Below are 16,023 nucleotides of genomic sequence, written 5' to 3' on the forward strand. Positions count from 1 at the left end.
ACACCGAAACCCCGCCCCGCGCGGGGCCCAGGTTTTTCCGACCGCCTGTCGACGATCCGAAAAAATCACCTGGGCCCCGTTCATTCGACGGGCGCCCGGTGATTGAGAGACTATATTTACGCAGTCCCGATAACGGTGGCCCGTTAGCGGTGGCGTAAAAGGATCGTAAGGCAAAGACGATGGCGGACGACGCAGGCATCATCAATCAGGTCTTGACCGAGACCTCGTTCCTCTACGGAGCCAATGCGGCTTTCGTGGAAGACCTCTACGCCCGGTGGGCGGAGAACCCCGCATCGGTCGAACCGTCCTGGTCCGCCTTCTTCGCCACGCTTTCCGACCAGGCCGACCAGGTCAAGCGCGCCGCCCAGGATCCGACCTGGACGCCCCGCCAGGCCCCGGCCGTCCGGCCCGAGTGGCTGTCGGCCATCGACGGCCAGTGGCCGACCGTGGCCCCCGCCGTCGAAGCCAAGGTGTCCAAGGCCATCGAGGCCAAGGCCCCCGGAACCTCCGCCGAAGCCGTCCGCGCCGCCACGCTGGACAGCCTGCGCGCCATCATGATGATCCGGGCCTACCGGATGCGCGGCCACCTGGCCGCCAATCTCGACCCGCTGGGCCTGGAGCCCAAGGCCTCGGCCCCCGAGCTCGACCCGTCGACCTACGGCTTCTCGGAAGCCGACTACGACCGTCCAATCTTCCTGGACTTCGTGCTGGGTCTGGAGACCTCGACGATCCGCGAGATCCTGTCGATCCTGCGCCGCACCTACTGCGACAACGTCGGCGTGCAGTACATGCACATCTCGGATCCGACCGAGAAGGCCTGGCTGCAGGAGCGCATCGAAGGCCGCGACAAGGAAATCACCTTCTCCAAGGAGGGCAAGGTCGCCATCCTCAAGAAGCTGATCGAGACCGAGGGTTTCGAACGCTTCCTGCACAAGCGCTTCCCCGGCACCAAGCGGTTCGGCATCGACGGCGGCGAAGCCATGGTCCCGGCCATGGAGCAGATCATCAAGCGCGGCGGTTCGCTGGGCGTGAAGGACATCGTCCTGGGCATGCCGCACCGCGGCCGCCTGAACGTGCTGGCCGCCGTGATGGGCAAGCCCTACCACGTGATCTTCCACGAGTTCCAGGGCGGCACCAGCCTGCCTTCGGACGTCGAGGGTTCGGGCGACGTCAAGTATCACATGGGCGCTTCGTCGGACCGCGAGTTCGACGACAACAAGGTCCACCTGTCGCTGACCGCCAACCCCTCGCACCTGGAAATCGTCAACCCGGTGGTGATCGGCAAGGCCCGCGCCAAGCAGGCCTTCACCCTGCGCGAACAGCCGGACGCCGGCCGCGGCCACGTGCTGCCACTGCTGCTGCACGGCGACGCGGCCTTCGCGGGCCAGGGCGTGGTGGCCGAGTGCTTCACCCTGTCGGGCCTGAAGGGCTACCGCACGGGCGGCACCATCCACTTCATCGTCAACAACCAGATCGGCTTCACCACCAGCCCGCGCTATTCGCGCAGCTCGCCCTATCCGTCGGATGTGGCGCTGATGGTCGAGGCCCCGATCTTCCACGTCAACGGCGACGATCCCGAAGCCGTGGTCTACGCGGCCAAGGTGGCCACCGAATATCGCCAGATGTTCGGCAAGGACGTCGTGGTCGACATGTTCTGCTATCGCCGGTTCGGTCACAACGAAGGTGACGACCCGACGATGACCTCGCCGGTGATGTACGCCAAGATCAAGGACCACATCTCGACCCGCGAGATCTACAGCCAGCGCCTGGTGGCCGAGGGCGTCGCCGCCCAGGCCGAGGTCGACGGCTGGGTCAGCGAGTTCGAGGCCTTCCTCGACAAGGAATTCGAGGCCGGCAAGAGCTACAAGGCCAACAAGGCCGACTGGCTGGACGGCAAGTGGAAGGGCCTGGCCCTGCCCGGCGACGAAGAGCGCAAGGGCAAGACCGACGTGGCCAAGACCAAGCTCCTGGAGCTGGGTCGCCAGATCACCACGGTTCCCGAGCGGATCAACACCCACAAGACCGTCAAGCGCGTGATCGAGAACCGCCGCGAGGCGATCGAGAAGGGCGAGAACATCGACTGGGGCACCGCCGAGCACCTGGCGTTCGCCACCCTGCTCGACGAGGGCTTCCCCGTCCGCCTGTCCGGCCAGGACAGCGTGCGCGGCACCTTCACCCAGCGCCATTCGGACATCATCGACCAGACGACCGAAGAGCACTACACCCCGCTCAACAACATCCGCCCGGGCCAGGCCCACTACGAGGTCATCGACTCGGCCCTGTCGGAAGAGGCGGTGCTGGGCTTCGAGTACGGCTTCTCGTTGGCCGATCCGAACACCATGACCCTGTGGGAAGGCCAGTTCGGCGACTTCGTGAACGGCGCCCAGGTGGTGATCGACCAGTTCATCAGCTCGGGCGAGCGCAAGTGGCTGCGGATGAGCGGCCTGACCATGCTGCTGCCGCACGGCTACGAAGGCCAGGGCCCCGAGCACAGCTCGGCGCGCCTCGAGCGCTTCCTGCAGTCGTGCGCGGAAGACAACATGCAGGTGGTCAACTGCACCACCCCGGCCAACTACTTCCACGCCCTACGTCGCCAGATGCACCGCGAGTTCCGCAAGCCGCTGGTCGTCATGACGCCCAAGAGCCTGCTGCGCCACAAGAAGGCCGTCTCGAACCTGGCCGACATGGCCGAGGGCTCCAGCTTCCACCGCGTGATGATCGACGGGGCCGAAGCCGGCTGCGACGTCGGCGGCGTCACGCTGAAGAGCGACGACAAGATCACCCGCGTCATCGCCTGCTCGGGCAAGGTCTATTTCGACCTGATCGACGCCCGGGCCAAGGCCGGCCGCGACGACGTCTACATCGTGCGCCTGGAGCAGTTCTATCCGTGGCCGCTGAAGTCGGTGCTCGCCGTGCTCGGAAGGTTCAAGAACGCCGAACTGGTTTGGTGTCAGGAAGAACCCAAGAACATGGGCGGCTGGACCTTCGTCGATCCGTGGCTGGAGCTGAGCCTGGCCAAGCTGGACGTCAAGGCCAAGCGCGCCCGCTACGTGGGTCGTCCCGCCTCGGCCTCCACGGCCGCCGGCATGATGAGCCGCCACCTGAAAGAACTCGAGACCTTCCTGAACGAAGCCTTCGCCTGATCGCTTCGCTCGGATCCAAGCATTTTCGGATGAACTGAACGTCGGTTCGTCATCCGAAAATGCGCTAAGAGACTGCCGGAGCGTCAACCGATCCCATCGGGTCGGAGGGCGCTCCAAACCCCGCCCGGACTAAACACGAGACATCGGAACCCCACATGGCCGACATCATGACCCCCGCCCTCGGCGAATCCGTCACCGAAGCGACGGTGGCGCGCTGGACCAAGAAGGCCGGGGAGGCGGTGAAGAAGGACGAACTGCTCGTCGAACTGGAAACCGACAAGGTCAGCCTCGAGGTCGTGGCGCCCGCCGATGGCGTCCTGTCCTCGATCAGCGCCGAGGAAGGCGCGACCGTGGTTCCGGGCACGGTCCTGGGCGTGGTGACCGAGGGCGGCGCGGCCGCTGCTCCTGCCGCTCCCGCGCCGAAGGCCGCCGCGGCTCCGGCTCCCGCCGCCGCGCCGGCCCCGGCTCCCGCGCCCGCTCCGGTCGCCGCCGCCGCCCCGGCCCCGGCCGCCGCCGCTCCGGTCAGCCCGGCCCCGGCCCGCATCGCCGCCGAGAACAACCTGGACCTGTCGAAGGTCGCGGGCACCGGCAAGGACGGCCGGGTGACCAAGGGCGACGCTCTGGCCGCCCTGGAAGCCCGCGCCAACGCCCCGGCTCCGGCCGCCGCCCCGGCCGCGCCGCGCGCCATCCATGAGCGCGAAGAGCGCGTGAAGATGACGCGCCTGCGTCAGACGATCGCCCGTCGCCTGAAGGAAGCCCAAAACAACGCCGCCATGCTGACGACCTTCAACGAGGTCGACATGACGGCGGTCATGGCCCTGCGCGGCCAGTACAAGGACATCTTCGAAAAGAAGCACGGCGTGAAGCTGGGCTTCATGTCGTTCTTCACCAAGGCTGTCGTGGCCGCCCTGAAGGCCGTGCCGGACGTCAACGCCGAGATCGACGGGACCGACATCGTCTACAAGAACCACTACGACATCGGCGTGGCCGTCGGCACCGACAAGGGCCTGGTCGTTCCGGTCGTGCGTGACGCCGACATCCTGAGCCTGGCCGAGATCGAAAAGGCCATCGGCGGCCTGGGCAAGAAGGCCCGCGACGGCCAGCTGGCCATCGAGGACATGCAGGGCGGCACCTTCACCATCACCAACGGCGGCATCTACGGCTCGCTGATGTCGACCCCGATCCTCAACGCGCCGCAGTCGGGCATCCTGGGCATGCACGCGATCAAGGAGCGGGCCATGGTGGTGGCCGGCAAGATCGAGGTGCGCCCGATGATGTACCTGGCGCTGAGCTACGACCACCGCGTGGTCGACGGCGCCGGCGCGGTGACCTTCCTCGTGAAGGTCAAGGAAGCCCTGGAAGACCCGCAGCGCCTGCTGCTGGAGCTCTAGTCCGCTCGGAACCCTCGTCCCGACGGACGGGGGTTTCGCTTTTCTGGCGCCCGGCGCGCCCTTCGGCCCCACCGCCCCGACGCATCGCAGGACGGCGGGGTGATCCTAGATAAGAGACCCATCATGGCTCAATACGACGTCGTCATCATCGGGGGCGGCCCCGGCGGCTACAACGGCGCGATCCGCGCCGGGCAACTGGGCCTGAAGACCGCTATCGTCGAAGGCCGCGGCAAGCTGGGCGGCACCTGCCTGAACGTCGGCTGCATGCCGTCCAAGGCCCTGCTGCACGCCTCGGAAATGTACGAGGCCGCGACCGGCGGCGAGTTCGCCAAGCTGGGCATCGAGGTGAAGCCCAAGCTGAACCTGGTGCAGATGATGGCCCAGAAGGCCGAGAGCGTCGAAGCCCTGACCAAGGGCGTCGAGTTCCTGATGAAGAAGAACAAGGTCGACTACATCAAGGGCTGGGGCCGTATCGACGGACCGGGCAAGGTGGTCGTGAAGGCCGAGGACGGCACGGAAACCGTGCTCGAGACCAAGAACATCGTCATCGCCACGGGGTCGGAACCCACCCCGCTGCCGGGCGTGACCATCGACAACAAGCGCATCGTCGACTCGACCGGCGCGCTCAGCCTGCCCGACGTGCCCAAGAGCCTGATCGTGGTCGGCGCCGGCGTCATCGGCCTGGAGCTGGGCTCGGTCTGGAAGCGCCTGGGCGCCGAAGTGACCGTGGTCGAGTTCCTGGACCGCATCGTGCCGGGCACCGACACCGAGGTGGCCACCGCCTTCCAGAAGATCCTCACCAAGCAGGGCTTCAAGTTCAAGCTGGGGGCCAAGGTCACCGGAGCGACCTCGACCGACAAGCAGGTCCAGCTGACCGTCGAGCCCGTGGCCGGCGGCGCGGCCGAGACGCTGCAGGCAGACTATGTGCTGGTGGCCATCGGCCGCCGTCCGTTCACCCAAGGCCTAGGCCTGGAGACGGTCGGCATCACGCCGGACAAGCGCGGCGTCATCGCCAACGACCACTACAAGACCACCGCGCCCGGCGTTTGGGTCATTGGCGACGTGACCTCGGGGCCCATGCTGGCCCACAAGGCCGAGGACGAGGCCATCGCTTGCATGGAGCTGATCGCCGGCAAGGCCGGCCACGTGAACTACGGCATCATCCCGGGCGTCATCTACACCAAGCCGGAAGTCGCCACGGTCGGCCAGACCGAGGAAGACCTGAAGGCCGCGGGCGTCGCCTACAAGGTCGGAAAGTTCCCGTTCCTGGCCAACAGCCGCGCCAAGATCAACCACGAGACCGACGGCTTCGTGAAGGTGCTGGCCGACGCCAAGACCGACCGCATCCTGGGCGCCCACGCCGTGGGCCCGAACGTCGGCGACATGATCGCCGAGATCTGCGTGGCCATGGAGTTCGGCGGTTCGTCGGAAGACGTCGCCCGCACCTGCCACCCGCACCCCACGCGCTCGGAAGGCTTCCGCCAGGCGGCCATGGGCGTCGAAGGCTGGACGACGCAGGCCTGATCGGCCCGTCGAAAACTTAGCGAGCGTTCGCGCTCGACTGGACGTAGAGTGGCGGGGTTTCGGCAACGGAGCCCCGCCATGCTTTTGTCCGTCATCCTGCTAGCCGCCGCCGTCCAGGCTGCGCCGGCGGCGCCCGCGCTGGGCGACCAGATCGCCCCGAACCGGGCGAGGTTTTATCCTTCCGGGCGCGACGCCTTCGAGGTCGCCAAGGCGCAGGAGGGCTGCCGCGCCCCAGGCGTCGATCTGGCCGTCAACGCTGCGCCTGCTATCCGGGCGGCGGTCCAGAAACTCGGCGACTTGCCGCCGGCCAACCACACTCTGACCGTGCTGCGCAGTATCGACGGTTGCCCGGTGTCTTCGACGGTTCGATTCAATGTGGATCGCCCGGCGGGGCGCTAGCGAAGCGGCCTCTGTAGTGGCTCATCGCCGATCACGGACTCGCAACCCCAGCCATCGGCTCGTCCGCCAAAACTTTCCGCCATCGCGGCAAGTTGGAGTTCGAGCGCCGTCACCGCCGCGTGGCTCGGCGCGATCGCATGCTCGATGACCACGTCCCACGGGAGATTCTCGGCGGTTTCAGTCATGGCGACCACGGCGAATAGCCCGTCAGCCTCAGCTTTGGCGGCGAAAGCCCTGGCCGCGGCTTCCGTGGGAAAGACCTGGGTAAAGTCGACAATACGCGGCCGGCTCAGATCATCACCGCGCGCGACCATGCGGCGCAGCACGTCACCGTTCTCGTCATCAGGAAGATCGATCATAGGGCTCCGAACCAAGCTCGGCTGGAAGATCGTGGAACCCGCGCGGCTTGTCGATGACCCTCCAAAGAAAAAGCCCCGCCGGGGGCAACCGGCGGGGCTCGTACGCTAGGTCCTCGAGGGGAGGAAACGCCCTGAGACTGACGCTGGGGCGGTACGCTTACTGAACCCTAGAATTCTTCCCAGTCTTCCGAGGCCGGCTGGGCCGAACCGCCGCCGGCGAAGGCGGCCAGCTTGGCCTGGGCGGCGCGGACCGGATTGGCGCCCGGACGGCTGGCGGCGGTGGCCGGGGCCACCGGCGCGCGCGGGGCCGGGCGCGAGACCTGGGTCGGGGCGGCGGCGCGGCGGGTGGTGGTCGTGCGGGCGGCGCTGGCGCCGTTCACCTGAAAGCGCCCGATCATCTGCATCAGGCCGTTGGCCTCGCCCTTCAGGGCGTGGCTGGCGGCGGTCGACTGCTCGACCATGGCCGCGTTCTGCTGGACGGTCTGGTCCATCTGGTTGACCGCGGCGTTGACCTCGTTGAGGCCCGTGGCCTGCTCGGCCCCCGAGGCGGCGATCTCGCTGACCAGGCCGTCGATCTCGCTGACCTTGCTGACGATGGCCTGCAGGGCCTCGCCCGTCTGGCCGACCATCGACACGCCCTGGCTGACCTGCTGGGTCGAGGACGAGATCAGGGTCTTGATCTCCTTGGCCGCGTCGGCCGAGCGCTGGGCCAGGGCCCGCACTTCCTGGGCCACGACCGCGAAGCCTCGGCCCGCGTCACCCGCGCGCGCGGCCTCGACGCCGGCGTTCAGGGCCAGCAGGTTGGTCTGGAAGGCGATCTCGTCGATCACGCCGATGATCTGGCTGATCTCCTGGGAGGACTTCTCGATCTGGTTCATGGCGTCGACCGCGCCGCGCACCACCACCGCCGAGCGTTCGGCGTCCGAACGGGTCGAGGTGACCACGCGCGAGGCTTCCACCGCGCCGGCCGACGAGCGCTTCACCGTGGCGGTGATCTCGTCCAGGGCCGCGGCGGTCTCTTCCAGGCTGGCGGCCTGCTGCTCGCTGCGGCGCGACAGGTCGTCGGCGGCCGAGGCGATCTCGTCCGAACCCGACCCGATGCTGTTGGCGGCCTGGACGATGGTGCGCATCGCCTCTTCCATCTGGGTGATGGCGCCGTTGAAGTCGTTCTGCAGGCGCTGGTAGGCCTGGGGGAAGTCGATGTCGACGCGATAGGTCAGGTCGCCCTCGGCCAGACGGGTCAGACCCGTGGCGATGTGTTCCATGACGAAGGCCTGCTCGCGGGCGGCCGCGTCGGCGGCGTCCTGGTTGCGCACGCGCTCGGCCTCGGTCTCGGCGCTGGCCCGCTGCTGGGCGGCCTCGGCCGTGCGCAGGGCCAGGGCGTTGTCCTTGAACACCTGCACCGAGCGGGCCATCGCCCCCACCTCGTCCTTGCGCTGGGCGCCGACAACCTCGACGTCCACCGAACCCTGCGCGAGGACTTCCATCGTCCGCGAGAGGTTGCTCAGCGGGGCCGAGATCTTCGAGCGGCCAATCCACAGGGCGAAGACCAGGGCGGCGGCCGAGGCGATCAGCCCGAAGGCGATCGACATCATCGTGCCGGTCGCGGCCGACTTGGCGGCCTCGACCACCATGGTGTGGGTCTCGTCGCTATGGGTGTTGGTATAGGTCGAGACGTCCTTGGTCAGGCTGGCGATGTCGGGGTCGATCACGCCCATGACCATCTTGGCCGCGTCGTTGGCGTTCTGCAGACCCAGGTCCGCGCCTTGGCGGGCGCTGGAATAGACACGGTCCAGGCGGGTCTGGAAGTCGGCGATCTTCTTGGCGGAGGCCGGGTCGGCGGTCTTGATCTTGCCCAGGGCGACCTTGGCTTCCTTGTACGAGCTGTCGATCTCGTCGCTGGCCTGCTTGGCTTCCGGCGAGGAGGCTTCGTTGGCGATCGTGCGATAGGCGGCGTAGCCGATGGTCGCGACCCGGCGGTTGAAGCGCGAGGCCTCGAGCTCGGCCGGGGCGCGCTGTTCGACGAGAACCTTGGTGGCGGCTTCGGAAACCTTCGACTGCCAGGCGCCGACGGCGGTGATCGAGAGGGCGACCACGGTCAGGATAATGGCCGGAAGAGCCACCTTGGTCGAGATTTTCAGATCGTCGAATTTCATCGCTAACCTCATATCCAGAGGTCCCGTCGAGATAGAGGGACCTCCGTCTTAGGGATCAGAAGGCGACTAACGCCGTAAAAACGCAGTTAACTGCACGGCTTACAGGCGCCCTTAGCGACGGAATGTCACATCGCTGTCGCGATGTTACGCACGCGGGTGGGCTTTGCCGTAGGCGGCCAGCAGGCCGGCCGCGTCAACCTGGGTGTAGCGCTGGGTGGTCGACAGCGAGGCGTGGCCCAGCAGGTCCTGGATCGAGCGCAGGTCGGCGCCCGCTCCCAGCAGGTGGGTGGCGAACGAGTGGCGCAAGGCGTGCGGCGTGGCGCGGTCCGAAAGGCCCAGGCGGCTCCGCAGGGTCTGCATCGTCGCCTGGACGTGGCGCGGCGACAGCGGCCCGCCGCGCTTGGCGCGAAACAGCGGGTCGTCGGGACCGAGCGCGAAGGGCAGGGCGGCCAGATAGGTGTCGATACGCTCGCGGACGATATCCAGAACCGGCACGATCCGGGTCTTGCCGCCCTTGCCGGTGATCCGCAGGCTGTCGGCCAGGGGCGCGTCGCGGCGCAGCAGCGAAAGACCCTCGGAGATCCGCAGACCGCAGCCCCATAGCAGGGTCAGCACGGCCTCGTCGCGGGCGACTTCCCAGTCCTCGCGGTCGGGGTCCAGCGACAGCTCGGCGATCAGGCCGTGGGCCTGGTCCTCGGAGACGGGACGCGGGGCGCCGACCTTGATGCGGGGGCCGCGCACCAGGCCGATGGCGGCGTTGGGCGTGCCCAGCCGATGGTCCAGATAGCGATGGAAGGCGCGGATCGACGACAGGCTCTGCGACAGCGAACGGGGCGAGAGGCCGTCTTCACCGCTTTCGCCGGGATCGCGGCGGAAGGCCAGGTAGGCGCGCAGTTCGGCGGCGGTGATCGTTCCCATGTCGGCGGTCGACAGGGTTTCGCCGCGATGGCGCTCCATGAAGTTCAGATAGGCCAGGACGTTGTCGCCATAGGCCCGCACGGTGCGCGGCGAGGCGCGCCGCTCGTTGGCCAGATGGTCCAGCCAGGCGGTCAGGGCCTGGCGGGCGGTCGTCACAGGATCGGCCAGCGCTCGGCCGTGCGCTCGACGACGCGGGCCAGGAAAGCGACGAGGTCGGAGCCCATGTCGGCGGTGAAGCCTTCGGGGTCGGACGAGCCGAAGGCCAGCAGGCCCTGGCGCGACGGTTCCCACAGGGCCATGCGGACCAGGGCCATGCTCTTGATCTCTTCGATGCGGTCGCCGAACAGGCCCAGGGCCGGGGCGTGGAAGCCCATGCGGGCCACGCCATGGTCGCCCATGGTCATCTCGATCTGGCCGGCGATCAGGGCGTGCCAGCCGGCGGGGACGCGGCCTGGGCCTTCCAGCACGACGACGCCGGCGGCCAGGCCAAAGCGCAGGATGGCCATTTCGTCGACCCGGCGGGCGAGATCCGAATGGTTGCGGGCGTCCAGCAGGTCGATGACCGCGGCGTGGCTCTGGGCCTGGGCCGAGAAGTTGGCGCGGGCGGTGGCCTCGATCTGGCGGCGGAACAGGGCTTCGCGCTCGTGGGCGGCCGAGACCCGGGCCAGGGCGGCGGGGCCGAAATCGACGACGTTGCTGGCGTCCGGACGCAGGCCCAGGTCGCTGAGCAGGTCGGGATCGCCGTGCAGGAAGTCGGGCTCGGCCAGCAGGAAGTCGCGGACCAGAGCGGGATCGACCGTCAGGGGCAGCCTGGCTTGCGTCGCGTCGGTCATGGCTGGGCCTACTCCGTTCACACTTCGTCCCCATATCGTTCACATTAGGGGACCATCCCCGATGAAGCCCCAAGTCGGTTAACAGCGGCTTGATGGGGCGATGACGGGTCCTCTCGACCTGGGGACGTTTCCAAGGCAGAACCCGATCTTCCCCATGTCTGGTCCCATGCCCCGCATAGCCTCCGTCCTGCTGCCCATGCCGCTGCCCGAGGCGTTCGACTACGCCGAGCCGGAAGGGCTGGGCCTGATGGTCGGCGACCACGTGGCCGTGCCGCTGGGGCCACGCGTGATTCGCGGGGTGGTCACGGCCCTGCGCGACGGCGCCGGCCATAACCGTCCGCTGAAGCCGGTGCTGGAGCGGGTGGACGATCCGCCGCTGCCGCCGGGTGTCCTGACCTTCGTGGAATGGGCGGCGCGCTATTCGGTCGACATTCCCGGCTGGCCCCTGGCCATGGCCCTGCGCGGCCTGCGCCATCCGGCCGCCAAGCCCGACAAGGCCCTGGCCCTGACCGGGACCCAGCCCGCCCGCATGACCCCCGCGCGCCTGAAGGTGCTGGCGGCGGCGCAAGCCGGCCCGATGGCTTCCGGCGCCCTGGCGACCGCCGCCGGGGTCTCGGCCGGCGTGGTGAAGGGCCTGGTCGACGAGGGCGCGCTGGCCGTGACCTGGATCGAGCCGGACAGCAGCTTCCCCCAGCCCGACCTGTCGCTGCCGCCCCAGACCCTCAATCCCAGCCAGCGGGCCTCGGCCGACGTGCTGTCCGAGATGCTGGGCGCCGGCGGCTTTCAGGCCGCCTTGCTGGACGGGGTGACCGGCTCGGGCAAGACCGAGGTCTATCTGGAGGCCGTGGCCGCCGCCCTGGCCGCCGATCCGGACAGCCAGGTGCTGATCCTGCTGCCCGAGATCGCCCTGACCCAGGCGGTGATCGCCCGCTTCGAGAGCCGGTTCGGCGCCGCGCCGATCGAGTGGCATTCGGGCGTTTCGCCGCCCAAGCGTCGCCGGGCCTGGGAGGGCGTGGCCACGGGCAGGGCGCGGATCGTGGTCGGCGCCCGCTCGGCCCTGTTTCTGCCGTTCCGCAGGCTGCGGCTGGTGGTGGTCGACGAGGAGCACGACGGCTCGTTCAAGCAGGAAGAGGGCTTCATCTACCAGGCCCGCGACCTGGCCGTGGCCCGCGCCAAGATCGAGGGCGCGCTGGTGGTGCTGGCCTCGGCCACCCCGTCGCTGGAAAGCCTGTGGAACGCCCAGCAGGGCCGCTATCGCTGGCTGCGGCTCAGCGCTCGTCACGGCGCGGCCCAACTGCCCGACATCGGCCTGATCGACATGCGCGAGACCCCGCCGGAGCCCGGCCGCTGGCTGTCGCCGCCGCTGGTCAAGGCCGTGTCGGTGGCGCTCTCGCGGGGCGAGCAGTCGCTGCTGTTCCTGAACCGCCGGGGCTATGCGCCGCTGGTGCTGTGCAAGGCCTGCGGCGAGAAGATGAAGTCGCCCGACACCGACAGCTGGCTGGTCGAGCACCGCTATACCGGCCGGCTGGTCTGCCACCTGACCGGTTTCTCGATGAAGAAGCCCGAGGCTTGCCCGCACTGCGGCGCCAAGGACAGCCTGACCTCGATCGGTCCAGGGGTGGAGCGGGTCGAGGAGGAGGCGCGCCACCTGTTCCCCGACGCCCGGGTGGCGGTGTTCTCGTCCGACACGGTGTTCGACGCGGCCGGGGCGCGGGCCCTGGTCGACAGCATGGCGGCCGGCGAGATCGACATCCTGGTGGCGACCCAGGCCGCCGCCAAGGGCCACAACTTCCCCAACCTCACCCTGGTGGGCGTGGTCGACGCGGACCTGTCCCTACGTGGTGGCGACCTGCGGGCCGGCGAGCGGACGTTCCAGCTGCTGGCCCAGGCGGCGGGCCGGGCAGGAAGGCACGAGAAGCCGGGGCGGGCTCTCCTTCAGACGTACTCTCCCGAGCACGGCGTGTTGCAAGCCCTCAAGGCCCAGGACCGCGACGCCTTCGTCGAGGCCGAGATGGCCATGCGCCAGGAGGCGGGCCTGCCGCCGTTCGGACGGCTGGCGGCGGTGATCGCCACCGGTCCCGATCCGGTGGCCCTGGAGGCCTATTGCAACGCCCTGGCGGCCGCGACGCCCAACGCCGACGGGGTCGAGGTGTTCGGCCCGGCCGACGCGCCCCTGGCCCTGGTGCGCGGGCGACGGCGCAAACGCTTCCTGGTGCGCGCGGACCGCTCGGTGGACCTGCAAGGCTTCCTGGCCGCCTGGCGGGCGCGGGCCAAGGTCCCGAACTCGGTCCGCGTGGTGTTCGACGTGGACCCGTACAGTTTTCTGTGAGGGAAAAGCCCCCTCTCTCATAGAGAGAGGGAGGGGCCCGCCGCCGCAGGCGGTGGGAGGGTGAGAGGTTACAATCTCTCCGAACGAAGCACGATCGGGCGATCGTCGACGACCGCGCTGGGATTGGGAGGGAGCTCTTCTGCCAGAGTCTGGTTTTTGGTCGCGCTCATAGCGATATGCGTGATCAGTTTCCTGGAGGCTGCGCAGCCGAAAGAATCGGGATTTTCCGGCGGGCGGTGAAACCTCTCACCCTCCCACCGCTTCGCGGCGGGTCCCTCCCTCTCTCTAAGAGAGAGGGTGTTCGCGCTGACCCCTAGACCGGTTCCTTCTCCAGCACCGGCTCCACGGGCATGCGCCCGCGCAGGGTGATGGTCGGCAGCAGCAGGGTCGCTGCCAGGCCCAGCCCGGTCACCAGGATGCCGCCGGCGAAGACACCGGTCAGGGCGTGGGTCAGGGCCTGAGCCAGGGCCGGGTCGGCGTGACGGGCCGCGCCCTGGGCGGTGGCCTTCAGGGCCATGCCCTGCAGGGCGCCCAGGTCCAGCCCCTGGCCCTCGCTGGCCAGGCGATGGGTCAGCAGGGCGCCGAAGATCGCCACCCCGATCGTCGAGCCGATCTGGCGGAAGAACTGGTTGGAGCTGGTGGCCACGCCGATGTCGCGCACCTCGACCGAGCTCTGGATGGCGATGTTGAACAGGCTCTGGCTGGGGCCCAGTCCCAGGCCGACGATGGCCATCCGCCAGCACAGGTCGGGCAGGGTGGTGTGGACGCCGCAGCGGCTCAGCAGCCAGAAGCCGGTCATCAGCAGCACGGCGCCGGCGATCAGCAGGGGCTTGTACCGGCCCGTCCGGCTGACGATCTGGCCGGCGGCGGTGGAGCTGACGATCAGCCCGCCCATCATCGGCAGGATCGCCAGGCCGCTGGTGGTGGCGTCCACCCCCAGGCCCAGCTGCATGTAGAGCGGCAGGAAGGTCACCACGCCCAGGAAGGCCATGGACAGCAGGAAGCCGGCCCCGTTGGCGGCGGCGAACACCCGGTTGGCGAACAGGCGCAGCGGCAGGATCGGATTGCTGACCTTGCTCTCGACGAACAGGAAGGCGGCCAGGGCCACGGCGGCGAAGGCGAACAGGCCCAGGCTCTGGGGCGAGCTCCAGGCGAAGTCGTGGCCGCCCAGGCTCAGCGCCAGCAGCAGGGGCACGAAGGCGGCGACCAGCAGGATGGCGCCGACATAGTCCACCGCGCCCGAGCGCCGGTGCTCCAGCGGCGGCATCTTGACCAGCACCATGAACAGCGACAGCAGGGAAAGCGGCAGGTTAACGTAGAACACCCAGCGCCAGCCGGCGATCGTGTGCGCGCCGATATGCACCGTCCCGTGGTCGGTGAAATAGCCGCCGATCAGCGGGCCCAGGATGCTGGCCAGGCCGAACACCGAGCCGAACAGGCCGGCGAACTTGCCCCGCTCGCGCGGCGGATAGAGGTCGGCGATGATCGCGAAGGCGGTGGTGAACAGCGCCCCGCCGCCGACGCCCTGCAGGGCGCGGCAGACGATCAGCTGGACCATGCCGCTCATGCCCAGCACCGGGCCGAACTCGCCCGACAGCCCCGCGAACCACGAGCCGGCCAGGAAGATGCCGATGCCGATCAGTAGGATGGGCTTGCGGCCGTAGATGTCGCCCAGCTTGCCCCAGATCGGCACCATCACCGTCGAGGTCAGCAGATAGGCGGTGGTGACCCAGGCGTAGAGGGTCAGGCCGTTCAGCTCGGCGATGATCCGCGGCATGGCCGTGGAGACCACCGTCTGGTCCAGGGCGCTGAGCAGGAAGACGATCATCAGCGCGGCCATGGTCAGCCGCCGCTCGGTGTCGGTGAAGGTCTGGGTGGTCATACGGTCCCCACGGCGTCGTCGGTCCGTTTCATGCGGGCGAGCCGCGTGGTCCGCAAGCCAGAACGTCGTTCCGGTGGCGGGCGCGCCGCCTGTAACGCTCGCGCGATAATCTCGAGGTTGGGGAGCGAAGACCTCGTCCTTCGACAAGCTCAGGATGAGGTCTTCGACTGTCAGGCCTGCAAATGGTCCTCATCCTGAGCCGGTCGAAGGACGAGGACCACGCACGGTGCTAGTGCTTGGGCGGACCGCCCTTGCGCCGCGACAGCATGTTCAGGCCCTCGACCCCGGCCGAGAAGGCCATGGCCGCGTAGATGTAGCCCTTGGGCACGTGGACCCCGAAGCCCTCGGCGATCAGCACCGCCCCGATCATCAGCAGGAAGCCCAGGGCCAGCATCACGACGGTGGGGTTGTCGTTGATGAAATTGCCCAGCGGATCGGCGGCCACCATCATCAGGCCCACCGCGACGATCACCGCGATGATCATCACCGGCAGGTGGTCGGTCATGCCCACGGCGGTCAGGATCGAGTCGATCGAGAACACGATGTCCAGCAGGATGATCTGGACGATCGCCCCGCCGACGTTGGACACGGCCGCCGTCTTGATGTCGGGCGCGGCGTCGCCGGTGTTGGGATCGACGCTGTGGTGGATTTCCTTGGTGGCCTTCCAGATCAGGAACAGGCCGCCGGCGATCAGGATCAGGTCGCGCCACGAGAAGGCGGTCTCGAAGGTCGGTTCGCCGTGAGAGAGCGGTCCGGCCAGGCCCAGGTCGAACACCGGGGCGGTCAGGCCCACGATGAAGGCGATGGTCGACAGCAGGACCAGTCGCATGATCAGGGCCAACGAAATGCCGATCCGACGCACCCTCTGTCGATGTTCGGGCGGCAGCTTGTTGGAGAGGATGGAAATGAACACCAGGTTGTCGATGCCAAGCACGACTTCCATGACGATCAACGTGACCAGGGCGGCCCAGACGGCTGGGTCCGCGGCGAGGTGAAGGAGTTCGTTCATCGTACCGATCTAAGTTCGGTTTGGAAAACGCGTCTGCGCCTCCCCCTCAAGAGGCGCCGTCCATGCAAGGAACGCGACGG

At 68.4% G+C, this 16,023-nt stretch carries 11 protein-coding genes; 5 read left to right on the plus strand and 6 right to left on the minus strand.

The window, feature by feature from the left end:
* Positions 1-179 precede the first annotated feature (179 nt).
* From G3M62_RS01755 to G3M62_RS01770, 4 genes are all read left to right on the plus strand, one after another.
* Positions 180-3,143: a 2-oxoglutarate dehydrogenase E1 component gene (locus tag G3M62_RS01755; protein ID WP_165184233.1), complete on the plus strand. Its 2,964-nt coding sequence runs from the start codon at positions 180-182 to the stop codon at positions 3,141-3,143.
* A 155-nt stretch (positions 3,144-3,298) separates the two neighbouring features.
* Complete coding sequence (gene odhB / locus G3M62_RS01760) at positions 3,299-4,534, plus strand: 2-oxoglutarate dehydrogenase complex dihydrolipoyllysine-residue succinyltransferase (protein WP_165184234.1); 1,236 nt, start codon at positions 3,299-3,301, stop codon at positions 4,532-4,534.
* Positions 4,535-4,657: 123 nt separating this feature from the next.
* Positions 4,658-6,058 carry a dihydrolipoyl dehydrogenase gene (gene lpdA, locus G3M62_RS01765; protein ID WP_165184236.1) on the plus strand — a complete coding sequence of 467 codons (1,401 nt, stop codon included), beginning with the start codon at positions 4,658-4,660 and terminating at the stop codon, positions 6,056-6,058.
* Between the two features lie 78 nt (positions 6,059-6,136).
* A complete protein-coding gene (locus tag G3M62_RS01770) occupies positions 6,137-6,457 on the plus strand; it encodes a hypothetical protein (RefSeq protein ID WP_165184238.1) in 321 nt (106 codons plus the stop codon).
* Here G3M62_RS01770 and G3M62_RS01775 read toward each other — a convergent pair.
* The 4 genes from G3M62_RS01775 to G3M62_RS01790 all read right to left on the minus strand — a co-directional run bounded on the left by G3M62_RS01775 (position 6,454) and on the right by G3M62_RS01790 (position 10,723).
* The gene (locus G3M62_RS01775; protein WP_165184239.1) at positions 6,454-6,816 is read right to left on the minus strand and encodes a ribonuclease E inhibitor RraB; all 363 of its coding nucleotides are present in this window, start codon (positions 6,814-6,816) and stop codon (positions 6,454-6,456) included. The two genes, G3M62_RS01770 and G3M62_RS01775, sit on opposite strands and share 4 nt — an antisense overlap.
* Before the next feature lie 167 nt (positions 6,817-6,983).
* Complete coding sequence (locus G3M62_RS01780; protein WP_165184241.1) at positions 6,984-8,972, minus strand: methyl-accepting chemotaxis protein; 1,989 nt, start codon at positions 8,970-8,972, stop codon at positions 6,984-6,986.
* A 144-nt stretch (positions 8,973-9,116) separates the two neighbouring features.
* On the minus strand, positions 9,117-10,046 hold the full coding sequence (locus G3M62_RS01785) for a tyrosine recombinase XerC (RefSeq protein WP_165184243.1): 930 nt from the start codon (positions 10,044-10,046) through the stop codon (positions 9,117-9,119).
* Positions 10,043-10,723: a DUF484 family protein gene (locus G3M62_RS01790; protein ID WP_165184245.1), complete on the minus strand. Its 681-nt coding sequence runs from the start codon at positions 10,721-10,723 to the stop codon at positions 10,043-10,045. Before G3M62_RS01790 ends, G3M62_RS01785 begins: the two co-directional genes overlap by 4 nt.
* Before the next feature lie 166 nt (positions 10,724-10,889).
* On the opposite strand from G3M62_RS01790, the gene G3M62_RS01795 reads away from it, so the two are divergent.
* The gene (locus G3M62_RS01795) at positions 10,890-13,052 is read left to right on the plus strand and encodes a primosomal protein N' (RefSeq protein WP_165191162.1); all 2,163 of its coding nucleotides are present in this window, start codon (positions 10,890-10,892) and stop codon (positions 13,050-13,052) included.
* 313 nt (positions 13,053-13,365) lie between these two features.
* On the opposite strand, the gene G3M62_RS01800 is transcribed toward G3M62_RS01795, so the two are convergent.
* Together G3M62_RS01800 and G3M62_RS01805 are read right to left on the minus strand one after the other, a co-directional pair.
* Positions 13,366-14,934 carry an MDR family MFS transporter gene (locus G3M62_RS01800; RefSeq protein WP_165184247.1) on the minus strand — a complete coding sequence of 523 codons (1,569 nt, stop codon included), beginning with the start codon at positions 14,932-14,934 and terminating at the stop codon, positions 13,366-13,368.
* A gap of 229 nt (positions 14,935-15,163) precedes the next feature.
* The gene (locus tag G3M62_RS01805; RefSeq protein ID WP_165184248.1) at positions 15,164-15,943 is read right to left on the minus strand and encodes a TerC family protein; all 780 of its coding nucleotides are present in this window, start codon (positions 15,941-15,943) and stop codon (positions 15,164-15,166) included.
* Between the last annotated feature and the right edge of the window lie 80 nt (positions 15,944-16,023).

Source organism: Caulobacter soli, assembly GCF_011045195.1.
Taxonomy (GTDB): Bacteria; Pseudomonadota; Alphaproteobacteria; order Caulobacterales; family Caulobacteraceae; genus Caulobacter; species Caulobacter soli.

Coding starts and splice junctions, on each gene's coding strand:
- G3M62_RS01755 (WP_165184233.1), top strand. CDS start 180: ATGGCGGACGACGCAGGCATCATCAATCAGGTCTTGACCGAGACCTCG.
- odhB (WP_165184234.1), top strand. CDS start 3,299: ATGGCCGACATCATGACCCCCGCCCTCGGCGAATCCGTCACCGAAGCG.
- lpdA (WP_165184236.1), top strand. CDS start 4,658: ATGGCTCAATACGACGTCGTCATCATCGGGGGCGGCCCCGGCGGCTAC.
- G3M62_RS01770 (WP_165184238.1), top strand. CDS start 6,137: ATGCTTTTGTCCGTCATCCTGCTAGCCGCCGCCGTCCAGGCTGCGCCG.
- G3M62_RS01775 (WP_165184239.1), bottom strand. CDS start 6,816: ATGATCGATCTTCCTGATGACGAGAACGGTGACGTGCTGCGCCGCATG.
- G3M62_RS01780 (WP_165184241.1), bottom strand. CDS start 8,972: ATGAAATTCGACGATCTGAAAATCTCGACCAAGGTGGCTCTTCCGGCC.
- G3M62_RS01790 (WP_165184245.1), bottom strand. CDS start 10,723: ATGACCGACGCGACGCAAGCCAGGCTGCCCCTGACGGTCGATCCCGCT.
- G3M62_RS01795 (WP_165191162.1), top strand. CDS start 10,890: ATGCCCCGCATAGCCTCCGTCCTGCTGCCCATGCCGCTGCCCGAGGCG.
- G3M62_RS01800 (WP_165184247.1), bottom strand. CDS start 14,934: ATGACCACCCAGACCTTCACCGACACCGAGCGGCGGCTGACCATGGCC.
- G3M62_RS01805 (WP_165184248.1), bottom strand. CDS start 15,943: ATGAACGAACTCCTTCACCTCGCCGCGGACCCAGCCGTCTGGGCCGCC.